This is a genomic window from Paenibacillus sp. GYB003, assembly GCF_036577625.1.
Classification (GTDB): Bacteria; Bacillota; Bacilli; order Paenibacillales; family NBRC-103111; genus Paenibacillus_AB.
Genome location: NZ_JARBDC010000070.1, coordinates 75,849 through 91,186 on the forward strand (window position 1 = coordinate 75,849; position 15,338 = coordinate 91,186).

A 15,338-nucleotide genomic window follows, 5' to 3' on the forward strand; every position below is an offset into this window, starting at 1 on the left:
CATGAAACGACATATTTCCTTACATAAATAAAACATTGTCGAATGCGGTCGGCAGCGCGGCTCGAACCCCGAAATCGGGAGAAACGCGCTTGCGCGGCATCGGTCTTCATGAAGGAGGCGGAAGGATTTACGAAAAAAAAGGGATTCGGCATGCGCCGGTTTCTTTGTCGTCGAACGAATCGCGAAACGCAAAACGGACTGCCCCTGCGCCCAAGGCGCATTGGCAGTCCGTTCGTTTATGCCGGGGTACCGGTTCAGCTTTCCAGCAGAAGCGATTCCGGATCTTCCAGCAGCTCTTTTACGGTTACGAGGAACCGGACGGCTTCGCTGCCGTCGACGATGCGGTGATCGTACGACAAAGCGATGTACATCATCGGCCGGTTTTCCATCCGCTGCTCGTCCAGCGCGATCGGGCGCCACTGGATTTTGTGCATGCCCAGTATGCCGACCTGCGGCGTGTTGAGGATCGGCGTCGACATGAGCGACCCGAATACGCCGCCGTTCGTAATCGAGAATGTGCCGCCCTGCAAATCGGACAGCGCCAGCGAATTGGACCGCGCCTTGTTCGCCAAATCGGCGATGGCGCGCTCGATCTCGGCGAAGCCGAGCCGGTCCGCGTCCCGCACGACCGGAACGACGAGACCTTCCTTCGCGGATACGGCGATGCCGATATCGTAATATTTTTTCACGATAAGCCGATCGCCGTCGATTTCCGCGTTCAGCATCGGGAACTTTTTCAGCGCGCCCACGACCGCTTTCGTGAAAAACGACATGAAGCCGAGGCCGATATCGTTTTTCTCCTGGAACGACTGCTTGCGGCGTTTGCGAATGTCGAGAATTTTCGTCATGTCGACTTCGTTGAACGTCGTCAGCATGGCCGCCGTCCGCTGCGCTTCCACGAGCCGCGTGGCGATCGTTTGCCGGCGCCGCGACATGCGGACGATTTCGACCGGCTTGGACGGATCGTCCAAAACGGTTCCGCCCGCGGAGCGGTTCGAAGCCGGTTCGGCCGGCGCCGCGGGAGCGGCGCCCTGCGGTGCCGCCGCGTGCGACGTTACGTCGCCGCGATGGATGCGTCCGTTCGGATCGGCCGGAACGACCCGCTGCAGGTCGATGCCCTGCTCCCGGGCCAGCTTCCTTGCCGACGGGGACGCGACGAAGGCGCCTGCCGCATCGGCAGCGGCCGCCCCCGTTGCCGGAGCAGCCGCTGCCGCGGGCGCTGCCGGCGCCGCCGGTTCCGGCTTCGCGACCGGCTGCGGCGCCGGCTCGATCGGCGCGGACGGCTGCGCGATTCCTTGTGCTTCCGCACCCGGCTGACCGGCCGCCGCTCCTTCCCGGATCGTCCCGATCGTTTCGCCGACTTGGACGCTATCGCCCTCGACCTTGCGAATTTCCGCGACGACGCCGGACCGCTCCGCGTTCACTTCCAAATTGACTTTATCGGTTTCCAGCTCGACGAGCATGTCGCCCTGGTTCACTTGATCTCCGACTTTCACTACCCATTTCGCGATAGTGCCTTCCGTTATCGATTCGCCCATTTCGGGCACTTTAATGTCAGACATGGACTGGGCCTCCTAGACGTTCATTTTGGAACAAGCTGCGGTCCGTCGCGCCCGCAAGCAGCTGACGCTGTTCGAACGTATGCACGCTTTGGTAGCCGCTCGCCGTGCTGGACCGCTCGGGTCTGCCGACGTAGCGCACGATGACCCCTTCGGGAGCCAGCTCGCGGATGCGCGGCTCCATAAAGCTCCACGCCCCCATGTTGCGCGGTTCTTCCTGCATCCATACGATTTCGCGCAAATTGCGGAAGCGCGCGGCGATGCGGCCGAGCTCGTCGGCCGGGAACGGGTACAGCTGCTCGACCCGGGCGACGTGCAGCCAGTCCCAATCGGCCGCCGCGTCCGCCTGAATCGTCTCCTCGAGATCGACGGCGACTTTGCCGCTGCACAGCACGAGCCGTTCGACGCGGTCCGGCTTCGAGCCGAGACCCGCCTGCTCCAAAACCGGCTGAAACGATCCTTCGCACAAATCTTTGCCCGGCGACGCGACGCGCGGGTTGCGGATCAAGCTTTTCGGCGCCATCACGATCAGCGGCCGCGCCTCCTCCGATTCCGTCGAAGCGGCCTGCTTGCGAAGCAGGTGGAAATATTGCGACGCCTTCGTCATATTGACGACCGTCCAGTTGTTTTCCCCCGACAATTGCAAATACCGTTCCAATCTCGCGCTGGAATGCTCCGGTCCTTGCCCTTCGTAGCCGTGCGGCAGCAGCAGCGTAAGCGACGATTTTTGCCGCCATTTGCTCGTTCCGGCCGACAAAAACTGGTCGATGATCACCTGCGCCGCATTCGCGAAATCGCCGTACTGCGCTTCCCATATGACGAACGTATCCGGAGCGAATACGTTATAGCCGTATTCGAAGCCGAGCACGGACGCCTCCGACAGCGGGCTGTTGTAAATCGCGAACGACGCCTTCGCCTGCGGCAGCGCGTGCAGCGGGCAGAACAGCTCGCCCGTCGACTTGTCGTGCAGGACGAGGTGGCGGTGCGCGAACGTGCCGCGCTGCGAGTCTTGTCCGCTAATCCGGATCGGCTTCCCTTCCGCGAGAATCGTCGCGAACGCAAGCGTCTCGGCGAGCGCCCAGTCGACCTTTTCCCCTTCCTCGAGCGCGTTCGCCCTCCGTTCCAGGATGCGCTGCAGCTTCGGATACATATGGAAGCCTTCGGGCCGCTTGAGCAGCTCGGCGTTGATGTCCCGAAGCAGCTCGATCGATACCGGGGCGACGGGAGCGGGCGCGGCCGGCGCGGCATGTCCGCCGCTTTTGCCGTTTCCGTCCTTATCGCCGCCGGCGAGCATTTCCTCATAGGCGGCCTGCAAAGCGGCGGCGGCGTCCTTCTTCATCGCCTCGGCCCGTTCCGGGGTGAGCACGCCGTCCGCGATCAGCTTGTTCGCGTAAATCGTCGCCGCCGTCGGATGGTTTTTGACCGCTTCGTAAATGAGCGGCTGGGTCGTTTCCGGATCGTCCGATTCGTTATGTCCGTACCGGCGGTAGCCGATCAGGTCGATCAAAAAGTCTTTCTTGAACTTCTCGCGGAACTCGCAGGCGATGCGGACGGCCGCGATGCATGCGTCCGGATCGTCGGCGTTGACGTGCACGATCGGAATTTCGAACCCTTTGGCCAAGTCGCTCGCGTAATGCGTCGACCGGGAATCTTCGCTTTCCGTCGTGAAGCCGATCCGGTTGTTGACGATAATATGAATCGTTCCGCCGTTGCGGAAGCCCGGAAGCCGGTTGAAGTTGAGCGTTTCCGCGACGATGCCTTCCCCGGCGAACGCGGCGTCGCCGTGCATGAGAACCGCCGCCGCGACGCTTTCGTCCTGAACCGGATTGCCGCGATGGCTCCGGTCTTCCTGAGCCGCTCTCGTAAAGCCCTCGACGACCGGGTTGACGAATTCGAGATGGCTCGGGTTGTTCGCCAGCGTCAGCCGGACGACCCGCCCTTCGTCCTCCTCCACGTTCCGGTCCGCTCCGAGATGGTATTTGACGTCGCCCGTCCAGCCGTAATTGATCCCGGTCGAGCCTTCGGACGGAACGAGATCGCGGTTCGGCGAATGGTGGAATTCGGCGAATATTTTGGCGTAAGGCTTGCCGAGCACGTGGGCGAGCACGTTCAAACGGCCGCGGTGGGCCATTCCCATCAGCACGTGCTTGCCGCCGCCTTTGGCGACCTGGTGGACGATTTCGTCCAGCATCGGCACGAGCGCATCGTTGCCTTCGATGGAAAACCGTTTCTGGCCGACGAACGTGCGGTGCAGGAAGCTTTCGAACTGCTCGGTTTGGATAAGCCGGTTCAGCAGCTCCACCCGCTCGCTCGCATCCAGCGTGTCGGAAACCGGCGTATATTTTTCGACGCGTTTATTCAGCCAGTCGCGCTCGCGTTCCTCGTGCACGTGGCTGAATTCGAAAGCGATCGATTTCGTATAAGCTTGGCGCAGCCTCTGAACGGCGTCCCAGCCGGTCGCGATATCGTCCGGCGCATTTTCCCATATAAGCGAAGCGGGGAGCGATTTCAAATCGTCCTCGCCGAGTCCGTACGTTTCCGGCTCGAGCACCCGCGTGTCCGCGACCGGGCCGAGCCCGAGCGGATCGATGTCTGCGGCCAAATGGCCGTAAGTGCGGATGTTCCATATAAGCTTGCCGGCCGCTACCGCTTTGCGCACCAGCTCCGGATCGATGCCTCCTGCGGCGACGGCCGGCGCGGGCGCAGCGATCGGCTGCTCCGCCGGCGCCCACGATGCGGGAGGCGCTCCCAGCTTCTCGAACAGCTCCCGAAACGTCCGATCGACCGAATCGGGGTCGGCCGCATAGCGCTCGTACTGCTCCTGCACGTATCCAAGATTGGGGCCGTAGTAAGTTCGCCACAGCTTCTCCAAGTTCGCATCCCCAGTCTTCATTGAACAAACCTCCTGAATGCTTTTGCGCGGAAGCCTCGCTTCGCGAAGCACATACCACTAGTAAGACCAGTATACGCGAAATAAATCATATAATAAATAACTTGTTTTGTATAAATTCAATCTAATTTTGATATGGATTGTTAAAAAGAAAAATCTAACCGCTTCCGACCTCGCCGATCGGGTCAGCTATTAGATTGCCCCATTCCATTCTTTATGAAACTGCTCCAGGTACCTTTCCATAAACCGGTGCCGCTCTTCGGCGATCGCCCGGGCCGTTTCGGTATGGAGCAAGCTTTTCAGCTTCAGCAGCTTTTCGTAAAAATGGTTGATCGCCGTCGTTTTGTCGGTCCGGTACTGCTCCGGCGTCATGGAGCTTCGCGGGGGCAAATCCGGATCGTGAATCGGATGCCCCTTCCATCCGGCGTAAACGAACGTGCGCGCAATCGCGATCGCGCCGATCGCATCGAGCCTGTCGGCGTCCCGGACGACGCTGCCTTCGAGCGTCCTCATCGCCGAAGTCCCGGAGCCGTACGACATCGTGGCGATAATGTCGACGATATCGCTTTTTACGGCTTCGTCCAGCGGCTCGCCGTCCAGCCAGCGCCGCACCTTGGCCAAGCCGGCCGCTTTGCTCGGGTTCAGCTTTTCGTCGGCGACGTCGTGAAGCAGCGCCGCCAGCTCGCAAACGAACGGGTCCGCGCCTTCCGCTTCGGCAATCCGCCTCGCCATGCGGACGACCCGCTCGACATGATAAAAGTCGTGGCCCGTCGCATCGCCTTCGTGCACCGTTTTGGCGAACCGCTCGGCGCGCCGCAACATTTCGCCCTGCTCCATCGAAATCGCTCCAATCGGATTAAGCCTGCATTCCTTCTTCCTTGACGCAGACGAAAAAAGCGCGCTCCGTTTCCGCGGTCGGCGGCTTGTAAGCGAAATCGGCGTACGTCCGGATTTGCGAAAATCCGGCGCCCTCCAGCAGCTCCCCGATTTGGGCAAGCGGATACGCGCGCTGAACGTGCCTTTCGTCGATCCGGATATACCGTGCCGATTCCGCGATCGCCCCGCTCGCTCCTTCGGTCGGCGGCTCCTGGGCGAGCCATTCCGTTTCGCGGACGAAAATGGCCAGATCGTGCTCGAGTTCGCACCGCTCCTCGTCCAGCTCGCTCGTCCAAATGTACGATATATCGTCGTCGTTCAAAACGAACGGCTGCATCTCCGCGTACGATTTCAGCTGCCCTTCCGTATGCACGTCGAAAATGAACGTGCCGCCGTCCTTCAGCCCGGCGTACGTTTGTCCGAACAGCGCGGCGAGATCGTCCTCCTCGGTCAAATAGTTGACACAGTCGCAGCACGAAATGACCGCGTCGACCGGCTCGGGCAGCTCCCATTCGCGCATGTCCTGCTGAAGCCAGGTGACCGAGCCCCCGGGCGCGAACGGAAACAGCCGCTGCTGCCGTTCCGTCTTGTCCTGCGCGACCGCCAGCATGTCGTCGGACAAGTCGATGCCGTACACGCGCAAGCCCGACTGCGCCAGCGGGATCGCGATATTGCCGGTGCCGCAGCCGAGATCGACGACCGACGCCGGCTTGCGCGTGCCGTCCCAGCAGCCGCGGATGAACCGGATCCATTGCGGGTAAGGCATTTCATCCATCAGCCTATCGTAAATGTAGGCGAATTGTCCGTAGCGCATAGTGTTCCCCCTAACCGCCGCCAGCCTCTTATGGCGTCGGGACCGTTTCTCTCCGTCGTCCCGCCCGCCGGACCCTTTTCGGCTCCGACGACACGAAAAGCCGCGCGGGCGGCTTTTCGCTCAGTCCTCTTTTGGCTGCAAATGCGTCCAGCTTCCTTCCTGCCTGACGAGCCCTTCCTTCATCAGCTTGCCGAGCGCCCGCTTGAACGCCGCCTTGCTGATGCCGAATTTCGCCGAGATCACGTCCGCCGGCGTCTCGTCCGAATAAGGCATCGCGCCGTTCGGGCGCTCCCGGAGAAACGCCAAAAGGCGATCCGCGTCCTCGACGCGGCCGATTTGCTTCGGCTGGCGCATCGACAAGTTGACCCGGCCGTCGTCGCGGACGAATACGACCCGCACGTTGACCCGCTCGCCGAGACGAAGCGGACGGGTTCTTTCCTTCTCGTGAATCATCCCGATCGCGCCGAAGCCGAGCACGCCCCCGTCGCAGACGACGAACGTCCCCATCTGCAGCGGCTTGTACACGGTCGCGTCCACCTGACTGTTTTTCCACGATTCGGGCGCCCGGAACGCCAGCTCGGACAGCTCGCGCTCGCCGGCCAGCTTGGCGGTCATCCGGCCCTGCCGGTCGTGGTCGAGCTTCACGTAGACGCGGTCGCCCGGCTTCGGGCGCAGCTCCTTCGCTTCCGGAAGCTCCGAAGCGGGCAGCAGCAGCTGGCGGCCGAGCCCCATTTCGAGGAAGCAGCCGAATCTCGGATGAATGTCCGCCACCTCGAGCAGCCCGATCTCGCCGAGCCGGATGAGCGGCTTGCGCATCGTCGCCGACAGCCGGTCCTCCGTATCGTGAAACAGAAACGCCTCCACCTCGTCGCCCGGCTTCACCGTCCCGACGACTTCGCTGTAGTGCAGCAGCACGTCGCGGACGCCGTTTGTCAAGAAGAAGCCGTTCGGCGGCACTTCCCGCGCCACCCGCAGCCGGGCCGTCGTGCCGGCCTCCAATCGATCCGCTGCCGATGTCATACGAGCTCTACCACTTTCGCGTCGGACCAAAGCCGTTCGATGTTGTAATACTCCCGTTCGTCGCGATGGAAAACGTGCACGATGACGTCGCCCAAATCGACAAGCACCCAACGGGCCGCGTCGAACCCTTCCAAGCCGCGCAGCGGGACGTTGCGCTCGCCCGCCACCTTGCGCACTTCCTGGGCGATCGCCTGCACCTGCGTATCCGAGTTGCCGTGGCAAATGACGAAGTAGTCGGCCACGAGCGAAATGCCCTTCAGGTTCAGTACGACGACGTTGTGCGCTTTTTTATCCTCCACCGCTTTCACGACTTCGTTCATAAGCAGATCCGGCGCTTGATTCATTTGCATTCCCCCTAGAAAATATTCCCCAAAAAGTGGACTACCCCAATTCCGGCCTGCCGATTTCGTCGAGCAGCGCATTGCGCGCGGCCAACGTCAGCGGGTACACTTTTTTCCCTTTCGCCAGCAAAAACTGGATCGTCGAATCGAAGCCGGCGACGAGCGCTCTCTCGAGGCTATGTTCGGCAATTTCCCGAATATTATGCACGCCGGGAAAATCGCGCCCCGGCTCGATATAATCGGCGAGACAGACGATCTTGTCGAGCAGCGACATCTTCTCGCGGCCGGACGTATGGTACCGGATCGCATCCAATATTTCCGGATCGTCGATGCCGTACCGGCGCCGGACGATTTCCGCCGCCAGCGGACCATGAATAAGCTGCGGATCGTAGCGGAGCAGATCGGGATCGAGTCCCGCTTCCGCATATTCGCGGCGCTGCTCGTCGATCGGCCAATATTTGCAGTAATCGTGCAGCAGCGCGGCCAGCTCCGCCTTCTCCGCGTCGGCTCCGTACTTCGCCGCAAGCGCCGCCGCCGAGCCGACGACGCCGAGCGTATGCTCCCATCGCCTTGCGGGCATTTGCCCGCGCGTTTCTTCGATCAACCGTTCACGATTCATACAACCGATTCTCCTCGATATAGGCTAGCACCGCATCCGGGACGAGATACTTGATCGATTGGCCGGACGCGCGCATATTCCGAATCGTCGTGGACGAAATGTCGACCTGCGGCATCGTTACGGAAACGACGCTGGCGCGAATCGCCGGCGGGAGCCCCCGGGTATCCGCCGAGTAGCCGGGGCGGGCGAGACCGATGAACGTGATAAGGGCCGCGAGCTCGTCGATCCGCATCCAGTTCGGCAAATATTGCACCATATCGGCTCCGATAATGTAAAAGAAATCGCAGTCCGGATGCCGAAGCTTCAGCTCCCGGACCGTATCGATCGTATACGACGTGCCGCCGCGGCGAATTTCCGTCTCCTCCGCGCGAAATCGGCGGTTCCCCGCGATCGCCGCCTTTACCATCGCCAGCCGCTCGTCCGCGTTCGCCTTCGGGGCGTTCGGCTTATGCGGCGGGGTGCCCGCCGGCATGAACCAGACTTCGTCCAGTCCGGCTTCTTCCCGCGCCCGCTCCGCCGCGAGCAAATGCCCGAGATGAATCGGATCGAACGTCCCTCCCATAATGCCTACTCTCATGGACGACACTCCTTAAGGGAGCTCTATCTTTTTGTTTTCCTTCGATTCCTTGTACAGCACGATCGTCTTGCCGATTCGCTGCACGAGCTCCGCGCCCGACCGGCTGGACAGCTGCTCGGCGATGTCGTCGCTGTCTTCCAGACAGTTGTTCAGCACGGATACTTTGATCAGCTCGCGTACCTCCAGCGCCTCTTCGATGTGCGTAATCAAATGGTCGTTGACGCCGCCTTTGCCGACTTGAAAAATCGGGTCGAGATGGTGCGCCTGCGACCGCAAAAACCGTTTTTGTTTGCCCGTTAGCATTTGTATGATCGATCCCTTCAAGGTAACTGCTTTTCCGCGGCCTGCGCCGTCCGCTTCTTAAAACGCGGCGAGAACGGCTTCCCGCATGGCCGCGACGGGCGCCGCCCGGCCGGTCCAATATTCGAACGCGTACGCGCCCTGGTAAATGAACATGCCGAGGCCGCCGTGCGTCCTGGCCCCTTTCGCTTCCGCTTCCCGCAGCAGCCGGGTGACGAGCGGATTGTAGACGATGTCGCTGACCGTCAGCCTTTCGTGAAACCACGACGTATCGATCAGCACGTCGTCGACGTTCGGATGCATGCCGACTTCCGTATTATGCACGATCAGATCGATTTCGTCGCGAACGTCGTCGATCGCGTCGTATCCCATGCCGGCCGCTTTCGTCATCGGGCCGATGACCGCGGCCAGCTCCTCCGCCTTCGATACGGTCCGGTTGGCGATGTAGACGGCGGACGCCCCCTCCTTCGCCAGCGAATACGCCACGCCGCGCGCGGCGCCGCCCGCTCCGAGCATGAGCACCTTTTTGCCGGCGACGGTGAAGCCGGCTTCCTCCTTGAGCGAACGGACGTAGCCGATACCGTCGGTATTGTAGCCGGTCAGCTTGCCGTCGTCGTTGACGATCGTATTGACCGCTCCGATGGCGCGGGCGTCCTCGTCGATCTCGTCCAAATAATCCATTACTTCCAGTTTGTGCGGGATCGTCACGTTCACCCCGCGAAACCGCATCGCGCGTATGCCGGCGACCGCATCCTTCAGCTGGCCCGGCAAAATGTGGAACGCCGCGTAAGCCGCGTTCAGATTCAGCTCGCGAAACGCCCGGTTATGCATAATCGGCGATTTCGAATGCTTGATCGGGTCGCCGAATACGCCGTGCATGACCGTTCCGGTATCGATTTCCCACTGTTTCATTCGACCGTGTCTCCCCTCCGGGTATATGCGCCAGCGGCACGGCAAAGGCCGTCCTTCTATCGTACAGCGGAAGAGGCTTCCCCGTTCCGGCTGCCGCCGTCTATCCGCGCCCGCCGTCCCGGTCAAATCATCGGATCGCGCAGCGCGACCTTGACGCCTTTCGGCGCGTGCACGACGATTTGCGCCCCGGCGTCGCTATTGACGGCAATCCAGCCGAGACCGGAGACGAGCACCTCGCCGACGCGCCCTTTCGGAATGCGAAACGCGTGCTTGACGAGCGGCGGCAGCGCGTCCAGCCGGTCGGCTTCCGGCGGAGCCAGCATTTCCCCTTTATGCGCCGCATAAAGCTCGTCGGCCTTTTCCAGCTTCGTCCGGTGAATCGTCAGCGCGTTCGATACGTAGCAGGTAAACGACTGCCGCTCCCCCTGAACGAAATCGAACCGGGCGAGGGCGCCGAAAAACAGCGACTGCCGTTCGTTCAATTGGAACACCGACGGCTTGATCGGCTTGTCCGGTAGCACCGTTTTCAGATCGCGCTTGTCGATCAGCTCCGTCAGCCGGTGCGAATAGACGATTCCCGGCGTGTCGACAATATGCCGCCCGTCGTCGAGCGGAATATGAACGAGATCGAGCGTCGTTCCCGGAAAAGGCGACGTCGTCAGCTCCGCCTCCAAATCGCTGTAATCATGGATAAGCCGGTTGATCAACGTCGATTTGCCGACGTTCGTCGCACCGACCACGTAGACGTCTTGATCGCCGCGATATCGGGCGATCGTTTCGACGACCCGTTCGAAGCCGATATTTTTTTTCGCGCTGCACAGCACGATTTCCGAAGTCCGAATGCCGTTTTCTTTCGCCTGCTTCTGCACCCAGTTCAAAATCCGGTTGACGTTGATCGCCTTCGGCAGCAGATCGATTTTGTTGACGACGAGAACGACGGGGTTTTGCCCGACGAACCGATGCAGGCCCGCAATCAGGCTGCCCTCGAAGTCGAACAGGTCGACGATGTGGACGACGAGCGCCTTTTTCGCGCCGATCGAGCTCAATATTTTCAAAAAGTCGTCCTGATTCGGCGTTACCGTCGACATTTCGTTGTAATGCTTGATCCGGAAGCAGCGCTGGCACGTTACCGTCTCTTTTTGCAGCGCCGCGGTCGGCGCATAGCCGAGCTTGTCCGGCGCGTCCGTCTGAATCGGAACGCCGCAGCCGGCGCATTTTTGTAGGTTATCGGTAGTCATGGCCGACGGTCCTCCCATTCCATCATCCCTCTGCGCTTCATCCACAACAGCGCCGCCTTTTCGATGCGCCGGTTGATTTTCGTAAAAAAGCCTTCGTCGCCCGGCTCGATCGGCGTAACCAATATCGTAAACAGGCCGAGCCGATTGCCGCCCAGCACGTCGGTCAGCATTTGATCGCCGATGACGACCGTTTCGTTCGGAGCGAGCGACATGATCGACATCGCTTTCCGGAACGCGGCGTTCCCGGGCTTCTTCGCCCGGAATATGTACGGAATCGAGAGCGGTTCGGAAAATCGCGATACGCGAAGCCTCGTGTTGTTGGAAACGATCACGACGCGAAAGCCGATCGTTTGCAGCGCCTTCAGCCACGCGAGCAGCTCCGGCGTCGCTTCCGGATGCTTCGCGCCGACGAGCGTGTTGTCCAGATCGGTGATAATCCCCCGAATCCCCGTATCCCATAGCGCCTGAACGTCGATCTCATAGATCGAACGGACGCTTTTTTGCGGAATCAATTTTTTCAGCAACCGCCACTCGAGCTCCTTCATTTCCTTATATATACGACAAACTATACCATAGATGCCCATACCCTGCAAAACGGATTCGGTCGCGCCGCCCCGCCCGGCAAACGAAAACGAAGACGCCCCCGTCCCCGCTTGCCGCAGCGGTATCGGGCGGCGCCTTCGATTGCACGGCCGACTCGGCCTTGCTCCTGCCGTTTCCTACATCGATTCCCTCAGCTTGCTCACCGTGCGCGTAAACGTCGACAGCTCCTCGTCCGTTATCGGCGAATCGCTGTATTTCGCCTTCTCGAACAAAAACAGCAGCGACTCCAAATCCTTTTGCAGCCACTTGTCTTTGACGATCCAGCGCTGCGCCGTTTCGCGCGCCGTTTCGTGCTCCGAGCGGGAGTACCCTTTCCGCTTCGCGTATCGGAGCAGCTTCTCGAATTCGAGCACCGCCTTCTGGCTCGCGTCGAGCTGTCGGCCGAGCGGCACGATGACGCCCAGCTTCCGGAACGAGCGGCGGTTCATCCACAAAAACGCGACCGCGATCGCCAGGACGACGGCGCCGGAGCCCCAACCGATCGCGCGCGGCATAACGCCGCCTTCGCCATCGGCCGAAACGGTCGCTTCGTCCGTCGCGGACGGAACCGTCTCCAGATTGATCGGTTCGTCGGCCACGAACGTCGGAAGCGCGAAGCCGGCCGTCGGCTCGAACGGAATCCAGCCGTAGCCCGGGAAATAAATTTCGACCCACGAATGCGCGTCCGAATTGCGCACCGTATAGTCGCCGGCTCCGTCCGGATCGATCAATTCCTCCGGCAAGCCCATCATCTCTTCCGTCATCACGTTGACGCCGGGCGTATATCCTTTCACCCAGCGCGCCGGAATGCCGAGCGAGCGGGCCATGACCGCCATCGCGGTCGAGTAATAGTCGCAGTATCCTTCCTTGATTTCGAACAGAAACCGGTCGACGAAATCGCGGCTGCGTCCTTTGCTCAAATCCGGCGTATTCGTATAAGGAAACGTCGTCGCCAAATAGTTCTCGAGCTGCTTCACTTTATCGTACATGTTCGTGCCGGTCGCCGTTACCTGCTGGGCGAGCGTTCGGACCCGGTCCGGCAGCGTCTCCGGCAAAAACAAATATTCCTCGAGCCCCGCGCGGGTCGGCAGCTCGACCGGCACTTTCCGCAAATCGGCTTCGCTCACGATCGGAACCTTCGACGTTATCGAATACGTTTGCGGATACGGCATCCGACCGGTCGCGTTCCAGCGAAGCTCGCCGAGACGGGGAGACCATTGCAGCGGCGCCAGGCTCGCCGCCGAGCCGTTGACCGCGACGCTTTGCACCTTGTCGATCGAATAGGCGCCGAACAGCACCGGATAATCTTGACTCGCTTCCCCGAGCACCGTCACCGTCTGCGTGACGTCGACCGTCTTCACCTGCAGCGGGGCGAGGCGCGGGTCTTGCGGCAGCGAGGCGTCGGCCGTCACCGGAACGAGCTGGGCTTTCCGCTCCACGTCGCTCGCGATCCACCCTTTGCCGGTGTACAGCGACCGCGTCTCGCCGCGCCAGTAGCTGCGGTGCGACGTCGAGATCGACATGACCGGCGTAAAGTCGAACGAAAACTCGCCGCCGAGCGTCGAGTCGTTGCGGCTATAGCCCGAGGACGAATCGCCGCCCACGATCGACGTCGTTCCGAAGCCTTTGTTGAAAAACGTAATTTGCTCGCCGCGAATGTTTTTCCACAGCGTATACGGATCGGTCATCAGCGCGCGCACGTCGGGCGCCAGCGTCCCGAGAAACACGACCAGCGACACGAGGAACACGATCGGCATCGATACGCTGAGCGGGTAATCGGAAAAGTTCGACCATCCGACCGGATTTCGCTTTTTCAGCCCCGCGAAATGGCAGACGATCAGCAGAAACAGTCCGCAAAAAATAACGATGGCGACCTGCAGCCACAAGACGAGGAAGCTGAACGAATCGCGGATGGCGAACGCAACGACCGACAGGACGAGAACGAGCATAATGCGCCACTTCGCCTTCATCCACCAAAGGGCGGCGAGCGAAACGAGCCAGACGGCGAAGGCGAACCAAACGTACGGGTCGAACTGCATGAAATTGCTTTTCAGCAGGGCGAAGACGTCGTTCCAAAACGCGCCCCACTCCCGGATCGAATGAAAGGAGCGGCCGACCGGACGGTAGTCGAGAATGACGCTGAGCACGGCCATAATACCGACCAGCTGGAGCAGCCGCCTAAGCGACGCGTGAAGCCGCGGAAACAGCTCCACGACGAAGACGACGAGCAAGGTCAGCTGCACGATCGTGACCGTTTCCGGCAGCCATACCCCTTCCTCCTTCGAAATCCAGACGACGAATTGCAGCAAAAAAATTCCGGTGAAAACGGCCGTCAGCCTTTCCGGCCAATCCTGCAGCAGCAACCGCTGCCATACGCTCTGCTTCATGAAGGCCTCCCTCCGAGCGCAAGCGCCAGCTCGTCGAGGGAGGAGACGGCATATCCCATCACGCCGGTCGTCTGCATCTGCCGCTTCCATTTGTCCTGGCCTTCGGCCGGTACGCCGCTGGACACCCACATATGGCAAGGGTTCATTTGCCTTTGCTCGATCCAGGCGAGCGCCTGCGTCATCGCTTCGTCGTATTGCGGGGAAATGATCGTGAAAAACACGCCGGGCATGAACAGGCGGGCCCGGTCTCGAAGCACGTCCATCAGCGAATGGGTGCCGTCCGGCTCGACGTCGATCAAATGATTGTATATCACTTTCTGATGGTTCGCGCTGAATCTCGGCTCGAAATATTTCGAATCTTTGCCGACCGACAATAGCCCGAGCGCCAAATCCCGTCTTCCGCCGTAATCGATCAGCGAGGCCGCGATCGAAACGGCCAGCTCGAAATGCTCCTTGCTGCGGTACGCCTTCGCGTTGCGATCGAGCAGGACGATCGTTTTCGGCAGCGATTCCCGCTCGAACTCTTTCGATTTCCACGTTCCCGTCTTCGCCGTCGCGTTCCAATGGATGCGCGACAGACGGTCGCCGTAAATGTATTCGCGGACGCCGTTAATTTGCGTCGTTTCCCTGTGGGAGCGAGTCGTCGCGGAATGGTGGTGCATGCCCCGAAACAGCTGGTGCAGCTGCTTCCATTCGCGAATATGGATTTTTTGCGGCAGCACGCCGAACGAGTACGGCATCTGCAGCTGGCCCGTATGCCGGAACAGGCCGAATATGTCTTCCGTCGAGCAGTCGGTTTCGCCGAATTCGTAAAACCCGCGCCGCAGCGGAGGCGTCCGGTACGACACTTCCCCGCGCCGCTTCCAGTCGGGAATGAGAAACGTTTCGAACACGTGCTCCTCGCCGCCCCGCCGGACGAGCCGGTCTTTGACCGACACGTACGGAACCGGCCAAAAGCCGGGGATGTGCACGTGAATTTGCACGGCCAGCGACGTTCCCGCCTCGAGAGCCGCCTCGTGCTCGCCGTTCAGCAGCGTCCGTCCGCCCTGCGTTTTGGAGATGCCGCTCCAGCGGCTGAGCGCCAAATACAGACACAGCACCGCGACGATAATGAACACCATGAAGGCGAGCTTGCCGCCTTGAAACAATAAGAACAAAAAGCTGAGCGCAAATAATGCCGCTATTCCCCAGAAGCGGGCCGAATATCTGGATATGATTCCCAT

At 60.9% G+C, this 15,338-nt stretch carries 14 protein-coding genes; all 14 read right to left on the minus strand.

What is annotated here, in order from left to right; genetic code table 11:
• Nucleotides 1-254 precede the first annotated feature (254 nt).
• Nucleotides 255-1,562 (minus strand): 2-oxoglutarate dehydrogenase complex dihydrolipoyllysine-residue succinyltransferase, encoded by a 1,308-nt coding sequence (gene odhB, locus PV407_RS23335; RefSeq protein WP_332092409.1) that lies wholly within the window; start codon nucleotides 1,560-1,562, stop codon nucleotides 255-257.
• The gene (locus tag PV407_RS23340; RefSeq protein ID WP_332092410.1) at nucleotides 1,555-4,452 is read right to left on the minus strand and encodes a 2-oxoglutarate dehydrogenase E1 component; all 2,898 of its coding nucleotides are present in this window, start codon (nucleotides 4,450-4,452) and stop codon (nucleotides 1,555-1,557) included. Before PV407_RS23340 ends, odhB begins: the two co-directional genes overlap by 8 nt.
• 189 nt (nucleotides 4,453-4,641) lie before the next feature.
• Nucleotides 4,642-5,286: an HD domain-containing protein gene (locus PV407_RS23345; RefSeq protein WP_332092411.1), complete on the minus strand. Its 645-nt coding sequence runs from the start codon at nucleotides 5,284-5,286 to the stop codon at nucleotides 4,642-4,644.
• 19 nt (nucleotides 5,287-5,305) lie between these two features.
• A complete protein-coding gene (locus tag PV407_RS23350) occupies nucleotides 5,306-6,139 on the minus strand; it encodes a class I SAM-dependent DNA methyltransferase (protein ID WP_332092412.1) in 834 nt (277 codons plus the stop codon).
• A 120-nt stretch (nucleotides 6,140-6,259) separates the two neighbouring features.
• Nucleotides 6,260-7,159, minus strand: coding sequence for a CvfB family protein (locus PV407_RS23355; protein WP_332092413.1), 900 nt, complete (start codon nucleotides 7,157-7,159; stop codon nucleotides 6,260-6,262).
• Entirely contained in the window at nucleotides 7,156-7,503 is a 348-nt protein-coding gene (gene rsfS, locus PV407_RS23360; protein WP_332092414.1) for a ribosome silencing factor, read from the minus strand. Before rsfS ends, PV407_RS23355 begins: the two co-directional genes overlap by 4 nt.
• 37 nt (nucleotides 7,504-7,540) lie before the next feature.
• The gene (gene yqeK, locus PV407_RS23365) at nucleotides 7,541-8,119 is read right to left on the minus strand and encodes a bis(5'-nucleosyl)-tetraphosphatase (symmetrical) YqeK (protein ID WP_332092415.1); all 579 of its coding nucleotides are present in this window, start codon (nucleotides 8,117-8,119) and stop codon (nucleotides 7,541-7,543) included.
• Nucleotides 8,109-8,696 (minus strand): nicotinate-nucleotide adenylyltransferase, encoded by a 588-nt coding sequence (locus tag PV407_RS23370; protein WP_332092416.1) that lies wholly within the window; start codon nucleotides 8,694-8,696, stop codon nucleotides 8,109-8,111. The genes yqeK and PV407_RS23370 overlap by 11 nt, the downstream gene beginning before the upstream one ends.
• 12 nt (nucleotides 8,697-8,708) lie before the next feature.
• Nucleotides 8,709-8,999: a ribosome assembly RNA-binding protein YhbY gene (gene yhbY / locus PV407_RS23375; protein WP_332092417.1), complete on the minus strand. Its 291-nt coding sequence runs from the start codon at nucleotides 8,997-8,999 to the stop codon at nucleotides 8,709-8,711.
• 57 nt (nucleotides 9,000-9,056) lie between these two features.
• Nucleotides 9,057-9,908 carry a shikimate dehydrogenase gene (gene aroE / locus PV407_RS23380; protein ID WP_332092418.1) on the minus strand — a complete coding sequence of 284 codons (852 nt, stop codon included), beginning with the start codon at nucleotides 9,906-9,908 and terminating at the stop codon, nucleotides 9,057-9,059.
• A 122-nt stretch (nucleotides 9,909-10,030) separates the two neighbouring features.
• Nucleotides 10,031-11,146 carry a ribosome biogenesis GTPase YqeH gene (gene yqeH / locus PV407_RS23385; RefSeq protein WP_332092419.1) on the minus strand — a complete coding sequence of 372 codons (1,116 nt, stop codon included), beginning with the start codon at nucleotides 11,144-11,146 and terminating at the stop codon, nucleotides 10,031-10,033.
• Nucleotides 11,143-11,691: a YqeG family HAD IIIA-type phosphatase gene (locus PV407_RS23390; protein ID WP_332092420.1), complete on the minus strand. Its 549-nt coding sequence runs from the start codon at nucleotides 11,689-11,691 to the stop codon at nucleotides 11,143-11,145. Before PV407_RS23390 ends, yqeH begins: the two co-directional genes overlap by 4 nt.
• 174 nt (nucleotides 11,692-11,865) lie before the next feature.
• Nucleotides 11,866-14,115: a DUF4129 domain-containing transglutaminase family protein gene (locus tag PV407_RS23395; protein WP_332092421.1), complete on the minus strand. Its 2,250-nt coding sequence runs from the start codon at nucleotides 14,113-14,115 to the stop codon at nucleotides 11,866-11,868.
• Nucleotides 14,112-15,338, minus strand: coding sequence for a DUF58 domain-containing protein (locus PV407_RS23400; RefSeq protein WP_332092422.1), 1,227 nt, complete (start codon nucleotides 15,336-15,338; stop codon nucleotides 14,112-14,114). The genes PV407_RS23395 and PV407_RS23400 overlap by 4 nt, the downstream gene beginning before the upstream one ends.

Bases quoted from the DNA above. Each gene is read 5' to 3' on its own strand.
- PV407_RS23340 (WP_332092410.1), bottom strand. From the start codon at position 4,452: ATGAAGACTGGGGATGCGAACTTGGAGAAGCTGTGGCGAACTTACTAC.
- PV407_RS23345 (WP_332092411.1), bottom strand. From the start codon at position 5,286: ATGGAGCAGGGCGAAATGTTGCGGCGCGCCGAGCGGTTCGCCAAAACG.
- PV407_RS23355 (WP_332092413.1), bottom strand. From the start codon at position 7,159: ATGACATCGGCAGCGGATCGATTGGAGGCCGGCACGACGGCCCGGCTG.
- PV407_RS23395 (WP_332092421.1), bottom strand. From the start codon at position 14,115: ATGAAGCAGAGCGTATGGCAGCGGTTGCTGCTGCAGGATTGGCCGGAA.
- yqeH (WP_332092419.1), bottom strand. From the start codon at position 11,146: ATGACTACCGATAACCTACAAAAATGCGCCGGCTGCGGCGTTCCGATT.
- yqeK (WP_332092415.1), bottom strand. From the start codon at position 8,119: ATGAATCGTGAACGGTTGATCGAAGAAACGCGCGGGCAAATGCCCGCA.
- odhB (WP_332092409.1), bottom strand. From the start codon at position 1,562: ATGTCTGACATTAAAGTGCCCGAAATGGGCGAATCGATAACGGAAGGC.
- PV407_RS23370 (WP_332092416.1), bottom strand. From the start codon at position 8,696: ATGAGAGTAGGCATTATGGGAGGGACGTTCGATCCGATTCATCTCGGG.
- PV407_RS23390 (WP_332092420.1), bottom strand. From the start codon at position 11,691: ATGAAGGAGCTCGAGTGGCGGTTGCTGAAAAAATTGATTCCGCAAAAA.
- rsfS (WP_332092414.1), bottom strand. From the start codon at position 7,503: ATGAATCAAGCGCCGGATCTGCTTATGAACGAAGTCGTGAAAGCGGTG.
- yhbY (WP_332092417.1), bottom strand. From the start codon at position 8,999: ATGCTAACGGGCAAACAAAAACGGTTTTTGCGGTCGCAGGCGCACCAT.
- PV407_RS23400 (WP_332092422.1), bottom strand. From the start codon at position 15,338: ATGGGAATCATATCCAGATATTCGGCCCGCTTCTGGGGAATAGCGGCA.
- PV407_RS23350 (WP_332092412.1), bottom strand. From the start codon at position 6,139: ATGCGCTACGGACAATTCGCCTACATTTACGATAGGCTGATGGATGAA.
- aroE (WP_332092418.1), bottom strand. From the start codon at position 9,908: ATGAAACAGTGGGAAATCGATACCGGAACGGTCATGCACGGCGTATTC.